Annotated in this window: 16 protein-coding genes; 9 read left to right on the top strand and 7 right to left on the bottom strand. The window is 41.5% G+C overall.

What is annotated here, in order from left to right; translation table 11 throughout:
• Positions 1 to 592: 592 nt before the first annotated feature.
• The 4 genes from EZ437_RS05170 to EZ437_RS05155 are packed head-to-tail and all read right to left on the bottom strand — an operon-like array spanning position 593 to position 4,973.
• Positions 593 to 1,657 carry a branched-chain amino acid aminotransferase gene (locus tag EZ437_RS05170; protein WP_131593907.1) on the bottom strand — a complete coding sequence of 355 codons (1,065 nt, stop codon included), beginning with the start codon at positions 1,655 to 1,657 and terminating at the stop codon, positions 593 to 595.
• Between the two features lie 39 nt (positions 1,658 to 1,696).
• Positions 1,697 to 2,659 carry a tryptophan 2,3-dioxygenase family protein gene (locus EZ437_RS05165; RefSeq protein WP_131593905.1) on the bottom strand — a complete coding sequence of 321 codons (963 nt, stop codon included), beginning with the start codon at positions 2,657 to 2,659 and terminating at the stop codon, positions 1,697 to 1,699.
• A 45-nt stretch (positions 2,660 to 2,704) separates the two neighbouring features.
• The gene (locus EZ437_RS05160) at positions 2,705 to 4,003 is read right to left on the bottom strand and encodes an HAD-IB family phosphatase (RefSeq protein WP_131593903.1); all 1,299 of its coding nucleotides are present in this window, start codon (positions 4,001 to 4,003) and stop codon (positions 2,705 to 2,707) included.
• Between the two features lies 1 nt (position 4,004).
• Positions 4,005 to 4,973: an NAD-dependent epimerase/dehydratase family protein gene (locus tag EZ437_RS05155; protein WP_131593901.1), complete on the bottom strand. Its 969-nt coding sequence runs from the start codon at positions 4,971 to 4,973 to the stop codon at positions 4,005 to 4,007.
• Between the two features lie 73 nt (positions 4,974 to 5,046).
• Between EZ437_RS05155 and EZ437_RS05150 the strand changes: the two genes are divergently transcribed.
• A complete protein-coding gene (locus EZ437_RS05150; RefSeq protein ID WP_131593899.1) occupies positions 5,047 to 6,228 on the top strand; it encodes a formimidoylglutamase in 1,182 nt (393 codons plus the stop codon).
• A gap of 89 nt (positions 6,229 to 6,317) precedes the next feature.
• Positions 6,318 to 7,460, top strand: a complete 1,143-nt coding sequence (locus tag EZ437_RS05145) for a TlpA disulfide reductase family protein (RefSeq protein WP_131593897.1) — start codon at positions 6,318 to 6,320, stop codon at positions 7,458 to 7,460.
• Positions 7,461 to 7,473: 13 nt separating this feature from the next.
• Here the strand turns inward: EZ437_RS05145 and EZ437_RS21515 are convergent, their stop codons facing one another.
• On the bottom strand, positions 7,474 to 7,617 hold the full coding sequence (locus EZ437_RS21515) for a hypothetical protein (protein ID WP_165500344.1): 144 nt from the start codon (positions 7,615 to 7,617) through the stop codon (positions 7,474 to 7,476).
• 91 nt (positions 7,618 to 7,708) lie between these two features.
• The gene (locus tag EZ437_RS05140) at positions 7,709 to 8,119 is read right to left on the bottom strand and encodes a GNAT family N-acetyltransferase (protein ID WP_225869494.1); all 411 of its coding nucleotides are present in this window, start codon (positions 8,117 to 8,119) and stop codon (positions 7,709 to 7,711) included.
• Between the two features lie 134 nt (positions 8,120 to 8,253).
• Here EZ437_RS05140 and EZ437_RS05135 point away from each other — a divergent pair, with 134 nt between their 5' ends.
• Both EZ437_RS05135 and EZ437_RS05130 read left to right on the top strand, forming a co-directional pair.
• A complete protein-coding gene (locus EZ437_RS05135; protein WP_131593892.1) occupies positions 8,254 to 8,712 on the top strand; it encodes a DUF1569 domain-containing protein in 459 nt (152 codons plus the stop codon).
• A 133-nt stretch (positions 8,713 to 8,845) separates the two neighbouring features.
• Positions 8,846 to 9,313 (top strand): pyrophosphohydrolase domain-containing protein, encoded by a 468-nt coding sequence (locus tag EZ437_RS05130; RefSeq protein WP_131593890.1) that lies wholly within the window; start codon positions 8,846 to 8,848, stop codon positions 9,311 to 9,313.
• An 83-nt stretch (positions 9,314 to 9,396) separates the two neighbouring features.
• Here the strand turns inward: EZ437_RS05130 and EZ437_RS05125 are convergent, their stop codons facing one another.
• A complete protein-coding gene (locus EZ437_RS05125; RefSeq protein WP_131593888.1) occupies positions 9,397 to 9,765 on the bottom strand; it encodes a DUF3127 domain-containing protein in 369 nt (122 codons plus the stop codon).
• A 72-nt stretch (positions 9,766 to 9,837) separates the two neighbouring features.
• Between EZ437_RS05125 and EZ437_RS05120 the strand changes: the two genes are divergently transcribed.
• The 5 genes from EZ437_RS05120 (at position 9,838) to EZ437_RS05100 (ending at position 14,095) form a co-directional block, all read left to right on the top strand.
• Positions 9,838 to 11,016 (top strand): THUMP domain-containing class I SAM-dependent RNA methyltransferase, encoded by a 1,179-nt coding sequence (locus EZ437_RS05120; protein WP_131593886.1) that lies wholly within the window; start codon positions 9,838 to 9,840, stop codon positions 11,014 to 11,016.
• Positions 11,017 to 11,082: 66 nt separating this feature from the next.
• A complete protein-coding gene (locus tag EZ437_RS05115) occupies positions 11,083 to 11,340 on the top strand; it encodes a helix-turn-helix domain-containing protein (RefSeq protein ID WP_131593884.1) in 258 nt (85 codons plus the stop codon).
• 5 nt (positions 11,341 to 11,345) lie between these two features.
• On the top strand, positions 11,346 to 11,990 hold the full coding sequence (locus EZ437_RS05110; protein WP_131593882.1) for an HD domain-containing protein: 645 nt from the start codon (positions 11,346 to 11,348) through the stop codon (positions 11,988 to 11,990).
• An 81-nt stretch (positions 11,991 to 12,071) separates the two neighbouring features.
• Entirely contained in the window at positions 12,072 to 13,328 is a 1,257-nt protein-coding gene (locus EZ437_RS05105; protein ID WP_131593880.1) for a putative DNA modification/repair radical SAM protein, read from the top strand.
• A gap of 2 nt (positions 13,329 to 13,330) precedes the next feature.
• Positions 13,331 to 14,095, top strand: coding sequence for a TIGR03915 family putative DNA repair protein (locus EZ437_RS05100; RefSeq protein WP_131593878.1), 765 nt, complete (start codon positions 13,331 to 13,333; stop codon positions 14,093 to 14,095).
• The last annotated feature ends 74 nt before the right edge of the window (positions 14,096 to 14,169 follow it).

Genomic DNA, 14,169 nt, shown 5'->3' with positions numbered 1-14,169 from the left:
CCTTACAAGAAAAAAGGCTGCAGAAGAGTTAAATTTCTCCAGCAGCCTTTATCAGAGCTTAATTATAAGCTAGTCAGGTACCTTAAATGTATTGTCATGAGCTCATAATTTTCAGGTCTTGCATGGGGAGATTGGAGAACTGGTTACCTCCCGGAATGACTACATAACGGTACTGCAACAATGTTGACAGCGCCACACTATTAGAATTATCGGCCGTAGTGTCACTAAAGGCCTTGGCATACTACCATCCTGAAGGCAGTACTGCCCGCCGGACCAGGCAAGCCAATTTCACCTTGTTCTCCCTGCGGACCAGCTTCTTTTTTTTAGGAATAAAAAATTGTGCTGCAGCCCAGGATTACCAAGCATAGGACTGTTAATAGTTTTAATGATTTCATACAGGATTGATTTAAAATTTCCTCCAAATCTAGATAGTTTTTTCAATCCTTTTGTGCCAATCTTATGAAAGGGGTGTTTTGATTCGTGAACCGAAAGTAATAATGAGTGAACGTAATGATAAATTAAATGCTCATAAATTAAAGACAGGAAATTAACTCATAAAAAAGGCGCCTGAGGCGCCTTATCTTATCTTAAACTATACAATCCAGTTCCATCCAAATTCGTCAGGGATCACGCCGTAACGGATATCGTTAAGCGTTTTGGCAATTCCTGCAGAAACAGTACGGGTAGAAGCATCAGGTAAAGTATATAGTTTACCTTCATAGCCGATTTCTCCAATTGGGGTTACAGTGGCTGCTGTTCCTGCAGCAAAAGCATCCGTCAGTCTGCCATTTTCTATTCCTTCTATTACCTCTTTCACACTCACACGCCTTTCTTCCACTTCAATACCTGCTTCTTTTGCAAGCTTGATGATGGTATCGCGCGTTACGCCGTCCAGTACGGTACTTCTTACAGAAGGAGTCACCAGTTTACCGTCTATTACAAAGATCAGGTTGGCAGTCCCCGCCTCCTCAATAAACTCATGGGTGGCGGCATCTGTCCAGATCAACTGGTCAAAACCATCTTTCATGGCTTCCGCAAAAGGATATAATGAACGGGCATAATTACCGGCTGTTTTAGCATAACCAACCCCACCATCATCAGCACGTGTATATTCTGTTTCAATTTTTACCCTTAGGGCCTTGCTGTAATAAGGGCCTGTAGGAGTGGTCAGCAATGCAAAAGTATAGGAGTCTGAAGCCCTTACACCCAGGTATGGATCAGTTGCATACATCACAGGACGGATATACAGGGAATAACCTTCCTGCGAAGGGATCCATTTTTCATCTATTTCCAGGAGTGCAGCTATACCCTGCATAAAAATATCCTGAGGAATTGCTGCCATGGACATACGGTATGCAGACTTATTAAATCTTTCCCAGTTTTTTTCAGGCCTGAAGACACTTATTTTACCCCCCACCTGACGATATGCTTTCATACCTTCAAAAATTGCCTGTCCGTAATGCAGGGCAGAAATGGCCGGGCTCATAGGGACAGGACCATAAGGAATCACCCGCAGGTTCGTCCACTCCCCGTTGTTATAATCGGCAAGGAACATGTGATCGGAAAATACTTTCCCGAAGGGTAATTGCGAAAAATCAGTTACCGTTAATCTGCTTTGATCAGCTCTAGTGATAGCTATATCTAGTGTCTCGTTCATGATGATTAATATTTCTTTGGCAAATTTAACTAAAATTATCTATTCTTCCCTAATGCTCTTTAATACGCCAAGCACCCAGCCCTTGCCCCATTCTTCCATTTGTTCGGCAGTCCATAAAAAAGGATAGAATATTCTTTTCTGAAAACGTGGGGGAAGGTATTTTTGCCAGTTGGTTCCCCCTGTAGCCGCAATATCTACAGGATCTCTTTCCAGGTACCTTACAGCCGACTTATAGTGAGATAAAGGCCATTCTACATTGACAAAAAGATCCAGTCTTCTCAATTCTTCAGCGAGGGCCGAAACATCTTCTCCTTCGGCCTGCAGCTTATGATAAAGTGCGGCAAAATTGCTTTCCTTCCTGTCTCTTGCCAGTTGCAGGAATTGTGCAGAATATTTATTAATGAATTGTTTTAGCGTGAGGGTTTGCTTGCCGCTGGCCAGTTCAGTAGCGCCAAATTTCCAGTAAATGAATTCAAACTGCTCTTCAAGTGTGGCATGGGCCAGTTCGGTTCTTTTACTTTTGTCCACCAATTGCAGAAAATCTGCGGCGCAGATCTCAATCATCCGATATTGTCCGGACTGGAAACCACTTGCCGGCAAAAGGGACATCCTGAACTTCAGGAACTGTCCTTTTTCCATCCCGTTTACCATTACTTCAAATGAAGTAGTGAGTGCATTAAAATACGCATTGATGCGCTTTACGCGACTGGTAAAAAATGCGGCAGTCAGTGCCGGCTGCGCTGCCAGCTGCGTAAACTCATGCAGCGCCAGCTTAAAGTACAGCTCCGTAATCTGATGGTACATGATAAATATCTCTTCGTCAGGAAAAGAAGTTTTCGGACTTTGCAGGCTTAACAGCGTATCCAGATGAATATAATCCCAGTAAGTCAAGAAATCGGCATACAACAATCCGTCCAGATAGGCAGACATATCCTGGCCCATAGCCGAATATTTTTCTTGCAGCTGATCGAGCTTTGCAATTATTTGTGGTGTTAATTCCATTATGTAAGTTAGTTACCAACAAATGTAAGTAACCAAACTCTAACGTTAATACAAAACGCGAAACTTTATTGTATACTCTATTTTCTTTAAAGACTTGAACAACTGCTTATCGTACTGGGCATTAATGTCTGTAATTACATAACCGATGCTCGGATTGGTCATCAAAAACTGCCCGACAATATTGATGTCATGCTTGGCAAATATCGTATTTACCTTGGCCATAATTCCGGGCACATTCTTATGGATATGGATCAGTCTGTGTGATTTTTCTATCCTTGGCAATTGCAGGTTCGGGAAATTGGCACTTAGGTAAGTAGTCCCGGTATTCATAAAATCTATCATCCTTTTGGGGATAAAATCTATGTTCCTCGGATTGTGCTTTACATCTTCAAATACCACGATACCCTGTTCGGTACAGGTCGGAATATCAATTTTACCCTTGGTACTACCCAGATAGCCAATCGTTTTTAGCTTCACCGCACGCTTCAGGTCATTGACATCCAGTTTCTCGCCATCAGCCAGCAGCATCATATGCACATCTGCTACATACTTTTCTTCAAAAGACTCCTTATGACGGATAGAAAAACCATCCTTTTTAAGTTGCTCTATGCCCTGTGCGGGTGCATCACCTATCACAAGACATAAGATCCGGTTTTTAGGATACGAAATCGCCCTTGGTAAGTCATTTACATAGAGAAATTCATCAAAACTAGGGGTTACATGGTCGGCCTTTTTTACGATACTCTCTCTCGAAATATTTTCCGTAAAGGCATAGAACTTTTTGATCAGTCCACTTTCCCTTAGTTGGAAATCGGAATAGCCGTCCCCAATACCATAAAGATTACCTTCCAGGTTTAGCTGCTGCATTAGCTTCACCTTACCTCCTTCCTCACTCAAAGGGTTGGCATGGTCATAGTCTATGATCTTGCCGTCACCTGTGGTCACAAAAGTATTGGCATAAATATTTTCTTTTTTAATATAATATTGGCTCACAACAGGAGTGATGAATTCCTTAAAACCGCCCGAAACGATCAGCACCTCATCCGCATGTTTCTTAAAGAATTCCGCATTGCGGGAGAATGAGGCCGATACCTTTTTCTTCAGCCTGGTGATCAGCTGCTTCAGATGATCCTCAGTAGCTTCGAGCAGCTTTACCCTTTGTGCAAGGCTTTCTCCAAAAGAGAGCTTGCCTTCCATCGCAAGGTTGGTATAGTCTTCAATCTTTTTAAAGATAGCTTCCTTCTCGGGGTGCTTTTTAAGAGAGATCCGGGCCAGTTCATCCAGTGCCTCAACCTGGGTAAAGGTGCTGTCAAAGTCGATGATGTAAATGTTCTTTTGCTTCATTTTATAATGCGTTTAACCCCCGGCAAACTTCTTCAATACTTTGCTTAAGCGGTTTAAATTGTATTCCTATAGTATTTTTTATCTTTTCGTTACTGTATAAGCTTTCGTTGAGGCTGCTTTTTGCCGCATCACTGGTCAGCGCCGCGGGCTTGCCTGTAAACATGGAAGCAAAGCGGGCCATCCTCCAGGCAATGCCCAGCATCCAGGCTTTGGCTTCCCTGGCTGGGGACCTGACACCAAATCCTTTGGCGATTTCTGCAAAGAACTGCTGATAATGGCAGTTTTCTGCAGAGATGGTATATCTCTCAGCAGTTTCCTTACTGTTCATCAAGGCAATCATACTTTTGGCAACATCCTCGACATCCACCAATCCTGTTGCCCCTTTTGTATAAAAAGAAAGGCCATCTTTCACTAGTTTAAAGATAGCACCGCTTCCTTCAAATCCCGCAGCCGCACCAATAATTACAGAAGGATTTACGATTACTGCATCCAATCCCTCCGCTATTCCCCGCCATACCTCCATCTCGCCTTCATATTTAGAAATGGCATACGAATGTACACTAGAATCATATTCCCAAAAATCTTTCTCAGTGATCAGCTCTCCTTTTTTGGCATTGCCCAGTGCGGCAACGGAGCTTACATGCAACAGTCTGGCATTGTTTGCTGCACAAAGGTTGACAATATTACTCGTCCCTTCGATATTAATCTTCAGTAGTTTTGCTTTGTCGGCCGGATCAAAAGAAACCAGCGCGGCACAATGATATACCCGGTCTATGTCCTCAAAAGCATCTTCAAGAGCAGAGATCTCATTTATATCGGCACTAAACCACTCTACAAGGGCGTTTTCTTTAATTAAAGCAGGAATTACAGAACTCCCACGCTTCAGTGCCCTTACTGCCATACCCTGCCCTGTCAGCTGATGTATCAATTCTGCTCCTAAAAACCCAGTAGCACCGGTAACTAATATCATTTCACTTTTTTTAGGCTGTTCATTAAAATATGCGCTCAAAAATAGATATTTGATGCCATACATTTATTGCTTTATGTCCTTATCAGATTTTTTTTCACCCTTAAGTATTAGCAAATTTACACCAAAAGCGGGATTTTTCACCAGTCAGTTGGGTTTAAAGACGACTTTTTTTGTAGATAATTTTCCTGAGCTGACAGAAAATTCATTTGATATCGCCATTATTGGTGTGCAGGATGACCGTGCTGCGGTAAATAATGAGGGATGCGCACTGGCACCGGAGTATTTTCGTAAGCAGTTTTATACGCTAAATGAAGGAATCGCTCCTAGTAAGATTGTAGATCTGGGCGACATTAAAGCGGGTGCTGCCATATCTGATACATATGTGGCCGTAAAAATGGTAGTAGCAGAACTGATCAGGTTAAACATCCTGCCGATTATCATTGGCGGTGGTCAGGATCTGACCTATGCCCAGTATCTTGCTTATGAACCGCTCGAGCAAAAAGTCGATCTTGTGGTAGTAGACAGCAAGTTTGACCTGGATGAAGAGGATGAAGAAGGATTGGCGGCCAAATCTGATACTTATCTTAACAAAATATTGCTTCATCAGCCAAATTACCTCTTCAACTTCAGCAATATTGGGTATCAGACTTATTTTGTGAACCAGGAAAGCCTCAAGGTAATGGGCAAATTGTACTTTGATGTACACCGCCTGGGTGAATTCTCAGATGACATTACGCTGACCGAGCCGATCATACGCAATGCCAGTATGATCAGCTTCGACATAGGGGCCATCCGTTCATCAGATGCCGCTGCTAATGCCAATGCAAGCCCCAATGGCTTTTATGGCGAACAAGCCTGCCGAATCACTCGTTATGCAGGAATGAGTGATAAACTTACTTCCATTGGCTTTTATGAATTCAATCCTGCCTTTGACAGCAACGGACAGACCGCCATGCTGCTGGCGCAAATGGTATGGTATTTTATCGATGGCTATTACAACCGTAAAAAAGATTTTCCACTTACACCAAAATCACAATACCTCATCTACCGGGCCACTCTTACTGATGGCAAGGGTGAATTATTCTTTGTGAAAAGTAAGAAATCCGATCGATGGTGGATGCAGGTACCTTATCCTACAGGTATATCTGGAAATGAGCGTTTTCATCTGGTTCCCTGCAGATATGACGATTACACTGCCGCGGTAAACGGGGAAATGCCTGACCTCTGGTGGCGTACCTATCAAAAACTACTATAATTTTACAATGCATTTTACGTTAACACATTACGATTAACATATCTTTGAAAAAAGGAACAACTAACCCCTTAAAAAAACAAAATTATTCGATGAAAAAATTAGTATTATCTGCTATGGCTTTATTGCCGCTGGCAGTTTTGGCGCAAAAACCCTTCAGTATCAATGGTGATATCAAAGGATTGAAAACAGGAGATAAGGTTTACCTTATCTATCAGGCTGATGGAAACACAATTACAGACTCGGCCACGGTAACAAATGGAACCTTTGCTTTTAAAGGCACATTGGCCGATCCGGCAAGAGGTAATCTGTTCTTAAATAAGAATCCCTATGTAAACCGTCCCGAAAAGGGAGAGATTCTGGATGCAACAACTTTATATCTTGAGCCTGTTGCAATTAAACTAGCAGCGGCAGACTCTTTAAAAAAAGTAACCATTACCGGTTCTGTAATCAACGCTGATGACAAAAAACTGAAAGCATTGACCAAGCCAGTTACTGACCGAATGGACGCCATCAATGCAGAGTATGCAAAACTCGCTACAGATGAGGAGAGAAAAGAGAAGAATAAGGAATTTGGAGATCGCTATATGAAGGCTATGGAAGAATTGAAACCGATTCAATTGAATTTTGCTAAAAGCAACCCAAAATCTTATATCAGTTTGTCAGCACTTAACCAACTGGCAACTGACGCTAATTTAGCAAATGATACAGAGAAGGCTTACAATGCCCTTTCACCTGAATTAAAAGCTACTAAATCAGGTACTGCCCTTGCTCAATTATTGACTGCTGGTAAAAAAACTGCGATTGGTGTGCTTGCGATGGACTTCACGCAAAATGATGTGAATGACAAACCGGTTAAACTATCTGATTTTAAAGGTAAGTATGTATTGGTAGATTTCTGGGCTTCATGGTGTGGACCATGCCGCGCAGAAAATCCTAACGTGGTTAAAGCTTACACTACTTATAAAGATAAGAACTTCACAGTTTTGGGCGTTTCGTTAGATAATCCTGGTAAAAAGGAGGCCTGGTTGCAAGCTATTGAAAAAGATGGTTTAAACTGGACTCAGTTATCAGATCTAAAAGGATGGAGCAACGAGGTGGCTGTTCAATATGGCATTCGCTCTATTCCCGCCAACTACCTGATTGACCCTACCGGAAAGATCATTGCTAAAAACATAAGAGGTGAAGAACTCCAAACTAAGCTTGCCGAGATCCTCGGCGGTGGTGCAAAATAAGAATTTGGTAAAATCATACAAAAGGCGGTAGGCTTACACCTATCGCCTTTTGTATGATTTTACCAATTACTACACCATTGCCTGCCGTTTGGCCAGCTGCGGCAGTGTAGGCGGCTTTGCAGTACGCCCTTCTCGCCACCTGTTTGCCATTCAGCATATAATAAATCTGACGCGTATTTTATTATCACCGGGTAAGGTGCTGGAAGGAATTTAAAAAGTTACCTGAAATTTATGAGAGGGGACTACATTTAATATTGTCCAGAACGATGAATCCAGCCTTGGTAATTCAATTCAAATTTAGTTTCTCCATAGGAATAACTACCGACTTGAGTCCAGCCTTGAAGAGAATAGAATAGTTCTGCACGTGTATTTGGTGCTGTTCCCAAAACCACTTTATCTTTAGTTTGCTGAAAATACCAATCCATCATTAGTCGATGCAATTCCTTTCCAATCCCTTTTTCTGCAAACTCAGGATCTACAAACAATGCCCAGACATTCTTTCCCATCAGGTCTATAATTGAAAAACCTACAAACTGACCGTTCACCTCACAAACCCATCCCTTTCCTTTCTCGGAAATGTAATATGCCACATCTTTATCAGGCACAAGGTCTGGATTGCTCAAAGTATTTTCTTTCACCAAATGTCTCACTAACTGCATCTGTTTGATATCTGAAAGTTCCGCTACTCTAAAAATCATATTCACAAAAATATAAATTCTGACAAATAAATTTGTTTATAATATCTAGCCTACCCAAAGATAAGTTTACTTACTTTTATTGCAAATCAAATTTAATGGCACTTCCAAACATTTTTAGCAAAGAGGTCACTGATCAGGTAATCCAAAGAATTGAGCAGTTAAGCCCTGAAAGCCAACCTCAATGGGGAAAAATGAATATAGCACAAATGCTGGCACATTGCTGTGTAGCGTATGAATTGGTCTATGATAACAAGCACCCTAAACCCGGAGCGTTTATGAAGTTTATCATATCGATGCTCGCAAAAAACCAGGTAGTCGGTGAAAAGCCCTACTCAAAAAGCATACGTACCGCACCCGTATTTTTAATTACTGACGAAAGGGAATTCCAAACAGAAAAGAAACGATTGATTGCGTACCTGGAGCATACCCAGAAACAAGGTAAACATACCTTTCAGGACAAAGAATCGCATTCATTTGGAAAATTAAGCGTAGAACAATGGAACAACCTATTTTATAAGCACATTGATCATCATCTTAGGCAATTTGGAATATAAGCTTTAGTAAACTGGTTCGGCCGCAAGGCCCTTCAAGAAGATACCGAATAGCGAACCTGGCGGCATCGGAGCTTTGGGTATACGATAAAACCGTAGAAATTATATCTTTGATCTAAACAAACCGATCAATCTTATGCAAGAAACAAATTCGTTAAACCAGGTAGCCGAATTTCATAAAACATTCAAACATCCAATTCAAGACAGCCCCCTTATCCCTTCAAGAGACAGGTGTAACCTCAGGGTCTCCTTACTTGCCGAGGAACTGCACGAACTTAAACAAGCCATTGACGACAATGACTTGGTAGAAATAGCTGATGCTTTGTGTGACCTGCAATATGTGCTTTCAGGCGCTATCCTGGAATTTGGTTTGGCTGATAAATTTAAAACGCTTTTTGATGAAGTACACCGCTCAAACATGAGCAAGGCCTGCAAATCAATGGAGGAAGCAAATGATACCATACGGCATTATAGAAAAAATCAACAATGTGATGCCTACCATAAAGAAGAAGAATCTTTGTTTTTGGTTTATAGGACGAATGACAACAAAACACTTAAATCTATTAATTACTCGCCTGCTGATCTTAAAGGCATTTTGCTGTAGCAGATTTGTCAGCAACATGCATAAAAAATGCCACCCCTGTAACTGGGTGGCATCACGTTGAAATTTGTTTATTAAAAAAGATCTTAAAAAGGAAGGTCATCTTCCTCGCCCGGTGCGCTGCTTAGATCGGCAGGAGGGGCATATGCCGGAGTAGCTACCGCAGCTGCACTATTTGTAAGTGCATTGATGCGCCATACCACCAAACTGTTAAAATATGATGTCTTTCCTGCTTTATCGGTCCATGGACGACCACGTAAATTGAACGAAACTTCTACATCATCTCCCGGCTTTAAGCTGTCAAATAATGCTGTTTTATCTTGCAAAGCCTCAAACCTGATGTATTCAGGATAGGTAGGGTTTTCGGCATACTCTATAATTAGGTCGCGTTTCTTAAAAGTCTCACTCACCTGCTGTAATGCACCAATTTCATGCACTTTTCCTTTTAATTCCATATCAAATACTATTTTATTCTACTACGATGTTCAAATCTCTATATTTTTATTGATAACTTCGTAGAATTAATTATGCAAGTTTTCCACACAAAAAGTAAGGTTATCATAACCTGCAACAAGCGTCTTTCGGTTTATTTAGCAGAGGAAGTTACTGCTCTGGGTTATGAGATCGTCAGAGAATTTCCAACTGGTGTTGAATTAAACATCACTTTATCTGAATGCATCAGGCTGAACCTGAATTTAAGGTGCGCCAGTCAGATTTTATATAACATTAAAAGCTTTAAAGCAGGTAATCCTGAAGAACTATACCGCGAAATGGTAGATATGCCATGGGAAGACCTGATCGATTTTTCAGGTTATTTCTCGGTTACTTCAAATGTGGATAACCCGACCATTACGACGCCGCTGTTTGCCAATTTAAAAGTTAAAGATGCAATTGTTGACCGCATTAAAGAGAAAAAAGGCATCCGCCCAAATTCTGGCTCTGATGCCAATAAAGCGGTAATCCATTTATATTGGAAAGACAATGATGCCGATGTATTTATTGACACTTCAGGGGAAACCCTCGCCAAGCATGGATATCGTAAAATTCCCGGCAAAGCACCTATGCTGGAAGCCCTTGCCGCAGGAGTAGTGCTGAGTACCCAATGGGACCAGAAATCTCCTTTCGTAAATCCTATGTGCGGTTCCGGGACTTTGGCCATTGAAGCAGCACTGATTGCCACCAATCGCAGGCCTGGCCTGTTTAGGATGAATTATGGTTTTATGCACATCATAGGCTATGACGAGCAGGTATTTTTTGCAGAACGAAGAATACTGAAAGACCAGGTAGTTAAAAATGTGGACCTGCAGATCATCGCCACCGATATTTCTGACGATGCGGTTGACGTAAGCCGCAAAAATGCTAAAACTGCAGGTGTGGACACACTCATCACTTTTGAAGTCTGTGATTTTGCGGAAACGCAGGTACCCGAAGGCGGCAAAGGCGTAGTGATCTTCAATCCGGAATATGGTGAGCGCCTCGGTGTCCATTCCAAACTGGAAGCCACCTATAAGCGCATGGGCGATTTTATGAAACAGGAATGCAAAGGTTACTCCGGTTATATATTCACCGGAAATCCTGACCTAGCGAAAAAAATAGGTTTGAAAGCTACGCGTAAAATAGAATTTTACAATGGCAAGCTCGACTGCCGGATGCTTGAGTACGAACTGTACGATGGTAGCCGAAGGGTCGCTGAACTTGAACAATAAATTCTCAGATCCAAATTTCTTTTTAATTCGTTTATACTGCTAGAGAAATTTAACTATAATTGTTTTATGAAAGAAGCGGCATCACTAAAAGCGAAAACCGTAGCAGGCAACATTAGGAAAGTAAGGGACGTCAGGAATTACACCCAGGATTACCTGGCTGCTAAACTGGGCATTTCTCAGAATGCTTATAGCAAAATTGAATTGGGCTATAGCAAAATAACACTGGAGCGACTATTTACTATTTCGACGATCCTTGAAATTGAGGTAATGCAGCTTCTTGATGCTGACAGCACCGACTTTATTCAGACCTTAACCCGCCACTAAGCACAATGCCAATCATAGATAAAACAATAGCATTTGTTAAAGCTACTTTAGCCGGGGCCGAGGCCGGACATGATTGGTTTCATATTGCACGTGTATACAACAATGCAAAAAAAATTAATGAGTCCGAAAGAGGAGATGAGTTAATCGTATTGCTCGCAGCCTTACTACACGACATTGCTGATCCGAAATTTAATAATGGTGATGAAGAGATTGGTCCGCGGATGGCCAGTGAATTCCTAAACTCTATCGGAGTGGAAGATGAGATTATTGATCATGTACAGCAAATCATCAGAAACCTAAGCTTTAAGGCCAGTCTGGGAACCATTACCTTCGAATCTAAAGAACTTAATATCGTTCAGGATGCTGATCGGCTGGATGCAATGGGCGCAATAGGCATCGCAAGGGCATTTACTTATGGCGGATATAAGAATAGAGTATTGTATGATCCTGAAATTGCACCTAAGCTCCATCAAACGAAAGAAGAGTATAAGAACACCACAGCTCCGACTATCAATCATTTTTACGAAAAACTGCTCCTGCTTAAAGACCTGATGAAAACTGATACAGGAAAAAAAATAGCATCGCAACGCCACGATTTTATGCTCACTTATCTTGATCAGTTTTATCGCGAATGGAAGGGTGCCATATAGCGCTTTAAGGAATGCTTTTACTTCAATAATTTGACTAATTATTTTAGTTAAAATACTATATTTGTTAGCAAATTTAGTAATGTGGCTGAACGAATTAGAGAAAAACTGAACATACTGGCAGATGCCGCCAAATACGATGTATCGTGCTCATCAGGCGGCGGGACAAGAAAAAATGACAATAAAGGCCTTGGTGATAGCCATTCATCAGGAATTTGTCATACCTATACGGAAGATGGGCGCTGTGTTTCCCTCCTGAAAATCCTGCTTACAAATCATTGTATTTTTGATTGCGCCTATTGCGTTTCACGCAAAAGTAATGATATCGAAAGAGCGGCCTTTACTGTGGATGAGGTGGTATCGCTAACCATGAACTTTTACAGGAGAAATTATATTGAAGGATTATTTTTAAGTTCCGGGATTTTTAAAAATGCGGATTTTACCATGGAACGCCTGCTTAGAGTGGTTAAAAAATTAAGACTGGAAGAACGTTTTAATGGATATATCCACTTAAAGACCATACCTGGAGCGAGTCAGGAACTGATTATGGAAGCAGGCCTTTATGCCGACAGGATGAGTATTAACCTAGAAATGCCTACACAAGCAGGTTTAAAATTACTGGCCCCCGACAAAAGCCATGACGATGTAATTAAGCCACTTGGCTATGTACAAAAGCGAATTGTACAGTTCAAAGATGAAAAGAAGCTTATAAAAAGTATTCCCACATTCGTACCAGCTGGACAAAGCACACAAATGGTAATCGGAGCTACGCCGGAAACGGATAAGGATATCATGCATACCGCGGCAGCATTTTACAAGAATTTCTCATTAAAGCGGGTCTATTATTCTGGCTACATTCCTATAAGCAATGATAGCCGGATGCCCATATTAGGTTCTCAGCCACCCTTAATACGTGAAAATAGGCTTTATCAAACAGATTGGCTGATGAGGTTTTATGGCTTTGATGTAAATGAATTGCTAAATGATGCCAACCCTACCCTGGATATCGATATGGATCCTAAGCTAAGCTGGGCATTGCGCAACCTGCAGTTGTTTCCCGTTGATATTAATGTGGCTGCCTATAAGATGATTATCAGGGTTCCGGGCATAGGTGTTACTTCAGCACTAAAAATCGTACAGGCCCGAAAATTTGGCAGGTTACGAATCGACCAGCTGAAAAAGATTGGCGTAGCTTACAACAGGGCCAAACATTTTATAGTTTGTGCAGATACGCCCTATCAGTTGAAAGACTATCAGGGCACCCAGATCAAATCTTTTATCATGGCCGAGAGCCAAAGCAAGTATTTAAAAAGCAGTACACAGCAGCTAATTTTGTTTTGAATATGATCTACCTGATAGATGGAAGCCTGGAGAGTCTGCTCTGCGCAGTTTATGAATGGTTTGAGCGGAAGCCGGGCAAAATATTGATCCAGTTGAAAAGGGAACATCAGCCAGATGCCTTTGCTCCTGTTTTTGAGGTGTCCAACGACGTAAAAAAAGCCGACCGCGTATGGAAAGGATTACAGCAAAAGCTGGATAGAGGTTGGATGCGCAAATCCTATTGCGCCTTTTTGTCAGAAATCCCTGAGGCCTATACCAGTCTATTTGAATTTGCCTGCTACATTTTTTCCAATCCCACGGGCGCTGAAGCAAACTACGGAAATCCCTTTGTGCTGAGTGTGGACCAGACGGCAAGGAAAGTAGAAAGAGAAAAGCATCGCATGGAAGCTTTCATCCGGTTTCAGCAAACAGCGGACGGGATGTATTATTGCGGCATTGATCCTGATTTCAATGTACTACCCCTGATCATGCAGCATTTTAAAAACCGGTATGCGGATCAGCAATGGATAATTTACGACCTAAAGCGACATTACGGCTTGTTCTACGATCTCAATAAGGTGGAAGAAATCCATATGGATGTAGTAGCCATAAGAACAGCTTATAAACCTGCGGAGCACTTGCGCTCTGAAAAAGAAGCATTATATGCAACACTGTGGAAAGATTACTTTAAGAGCACCAACATACAGTCACGTAAAAACACAAAACTGCATGTACAGCATGTACCCAAAAGATATTGGAAATATCTTACCGAAAAACAGGTCCTGTAGTCGGTAATATAAAATATATCTTGTAAATTGCCTTTGTTTAAGGGCGTTATTACCTGTTCTATGATGCATTAGTC

Origin of the sequence: Pedobacter psychroterrae, from assembly GCF_004331695.1 — a bacterium.
Classification (GTDB): domain Bacteria; phylum Bacteroidota; class Bacteroidia; order Sphingobacteriales; family Sphingobacteriaceae; genus Pedobacter; species Pedobacter psychroterrae.
The sequence above is the reverse complement of the archived record's forward strand: the minus strand, read 5'-3'. Positions and strand labels throughout refer to the sequence as shown.

Coding starts and splice junctions, on each gene's coding strand:
- EZ437_RS05100 (WP_131593878.1), top strand. CDS start 13,331: ATGATCTACCTGATAGATGGAAGCCTGGAGAGTCTGCTCTGCGCAGTT.
- EZ437_RS05160 (WP_131593903.1), bottom strand. CDS start 4,003: ATGAAGCAAAAGAACATTTACATCATCGACTTTGACAGCACCTTTACC.
- EZ437_RS05115 (WP_131593884.1), top strand. CDS start 11,083: ATGAAAGAAGCGGCATCACTAAAAGCGAAAACCGTAGCAGGCAACATT.
- EZ437_RS05130 (WP_131593890.1), top strand. CDS start 8,846: ATGCAAGAAACAAATTCGTTAAACCAGGTAGCCGAATTTCATAAAACA.
- EZ437_RS05125 (WP_131593888.1), bottom strand. CDS start 9,765: ATGGAATTAAAAGGAAAAGTGCATGAAATTGGTGCATTACAGCAGGTG.
- EZ437_RS05150 (WP_131593899.1), top strand. CDS start 5,047: ATGTCCTTATCAGATTTTTTTTCACCCTTAAGTATTAGCAAATTTACA.
- EZ437_RS05165 (WP_131593905.1), bottom strand. CDS start 2,659: ATGGAATTAACACCACAAATAATTGCAAAGCTCGATCAGCTGCAAGAA.
- EZ437_RS05135 (WP_131593892.1), top strand. CDS start 8,254: ATGGCACTTCCAAACATTTTTAGCAAAGAGGTCACTGATCAGGTAATC.
- EZ437_RS05145 (WP_131593897.1), top strand. CDS start 6,318: ATGAAAAAATTAGTATTATCTGCTATGGCTTTATTGCCGCTGGCAGTT.
- EZ437_RS05140 (WP_225869494.1), bottom strand. CDS start 8,119: ATGCAGTTAGTGAGACATTTGGTGAAAGAAAATACTTTGAGCAATCCA.
- EZ437_RS21515 (WP_165500344.1), bottom strand. CDS start 7,617: ATGCTGAATGGCAAACAGGTGGCGAGAAGGGCGTACTGCAAAGCCGCC.
- EZ437_RS05170 (WP_131593907.1), bottom strand. CDS start 1,657: ATGAACGAGACACTAGATATAGCTATCACTAGAGCTGATCAAAGCAGA.
- EZ437_RS05155 (WP_131593901.1), bottom strand. CDS start 4,973: ATGATATTAGTTACCGGTGCTACTGGGTTTTTAGGAGCAGAATTGATA.
- EZ437_RS05110 (WP_131593882.1), top strand. CDS start 11,346: ATGCCAATCATAGATAAAACAATAGCATTTGTTAAAGCTACTTTAGCC.
- EZ437_RS05120 (WP_131593886.1), top strand. CDS start 9,838: ATGCAAGTTTTCCACACAAAAAGTAAGGTTATCATAACCTGCAACAAG.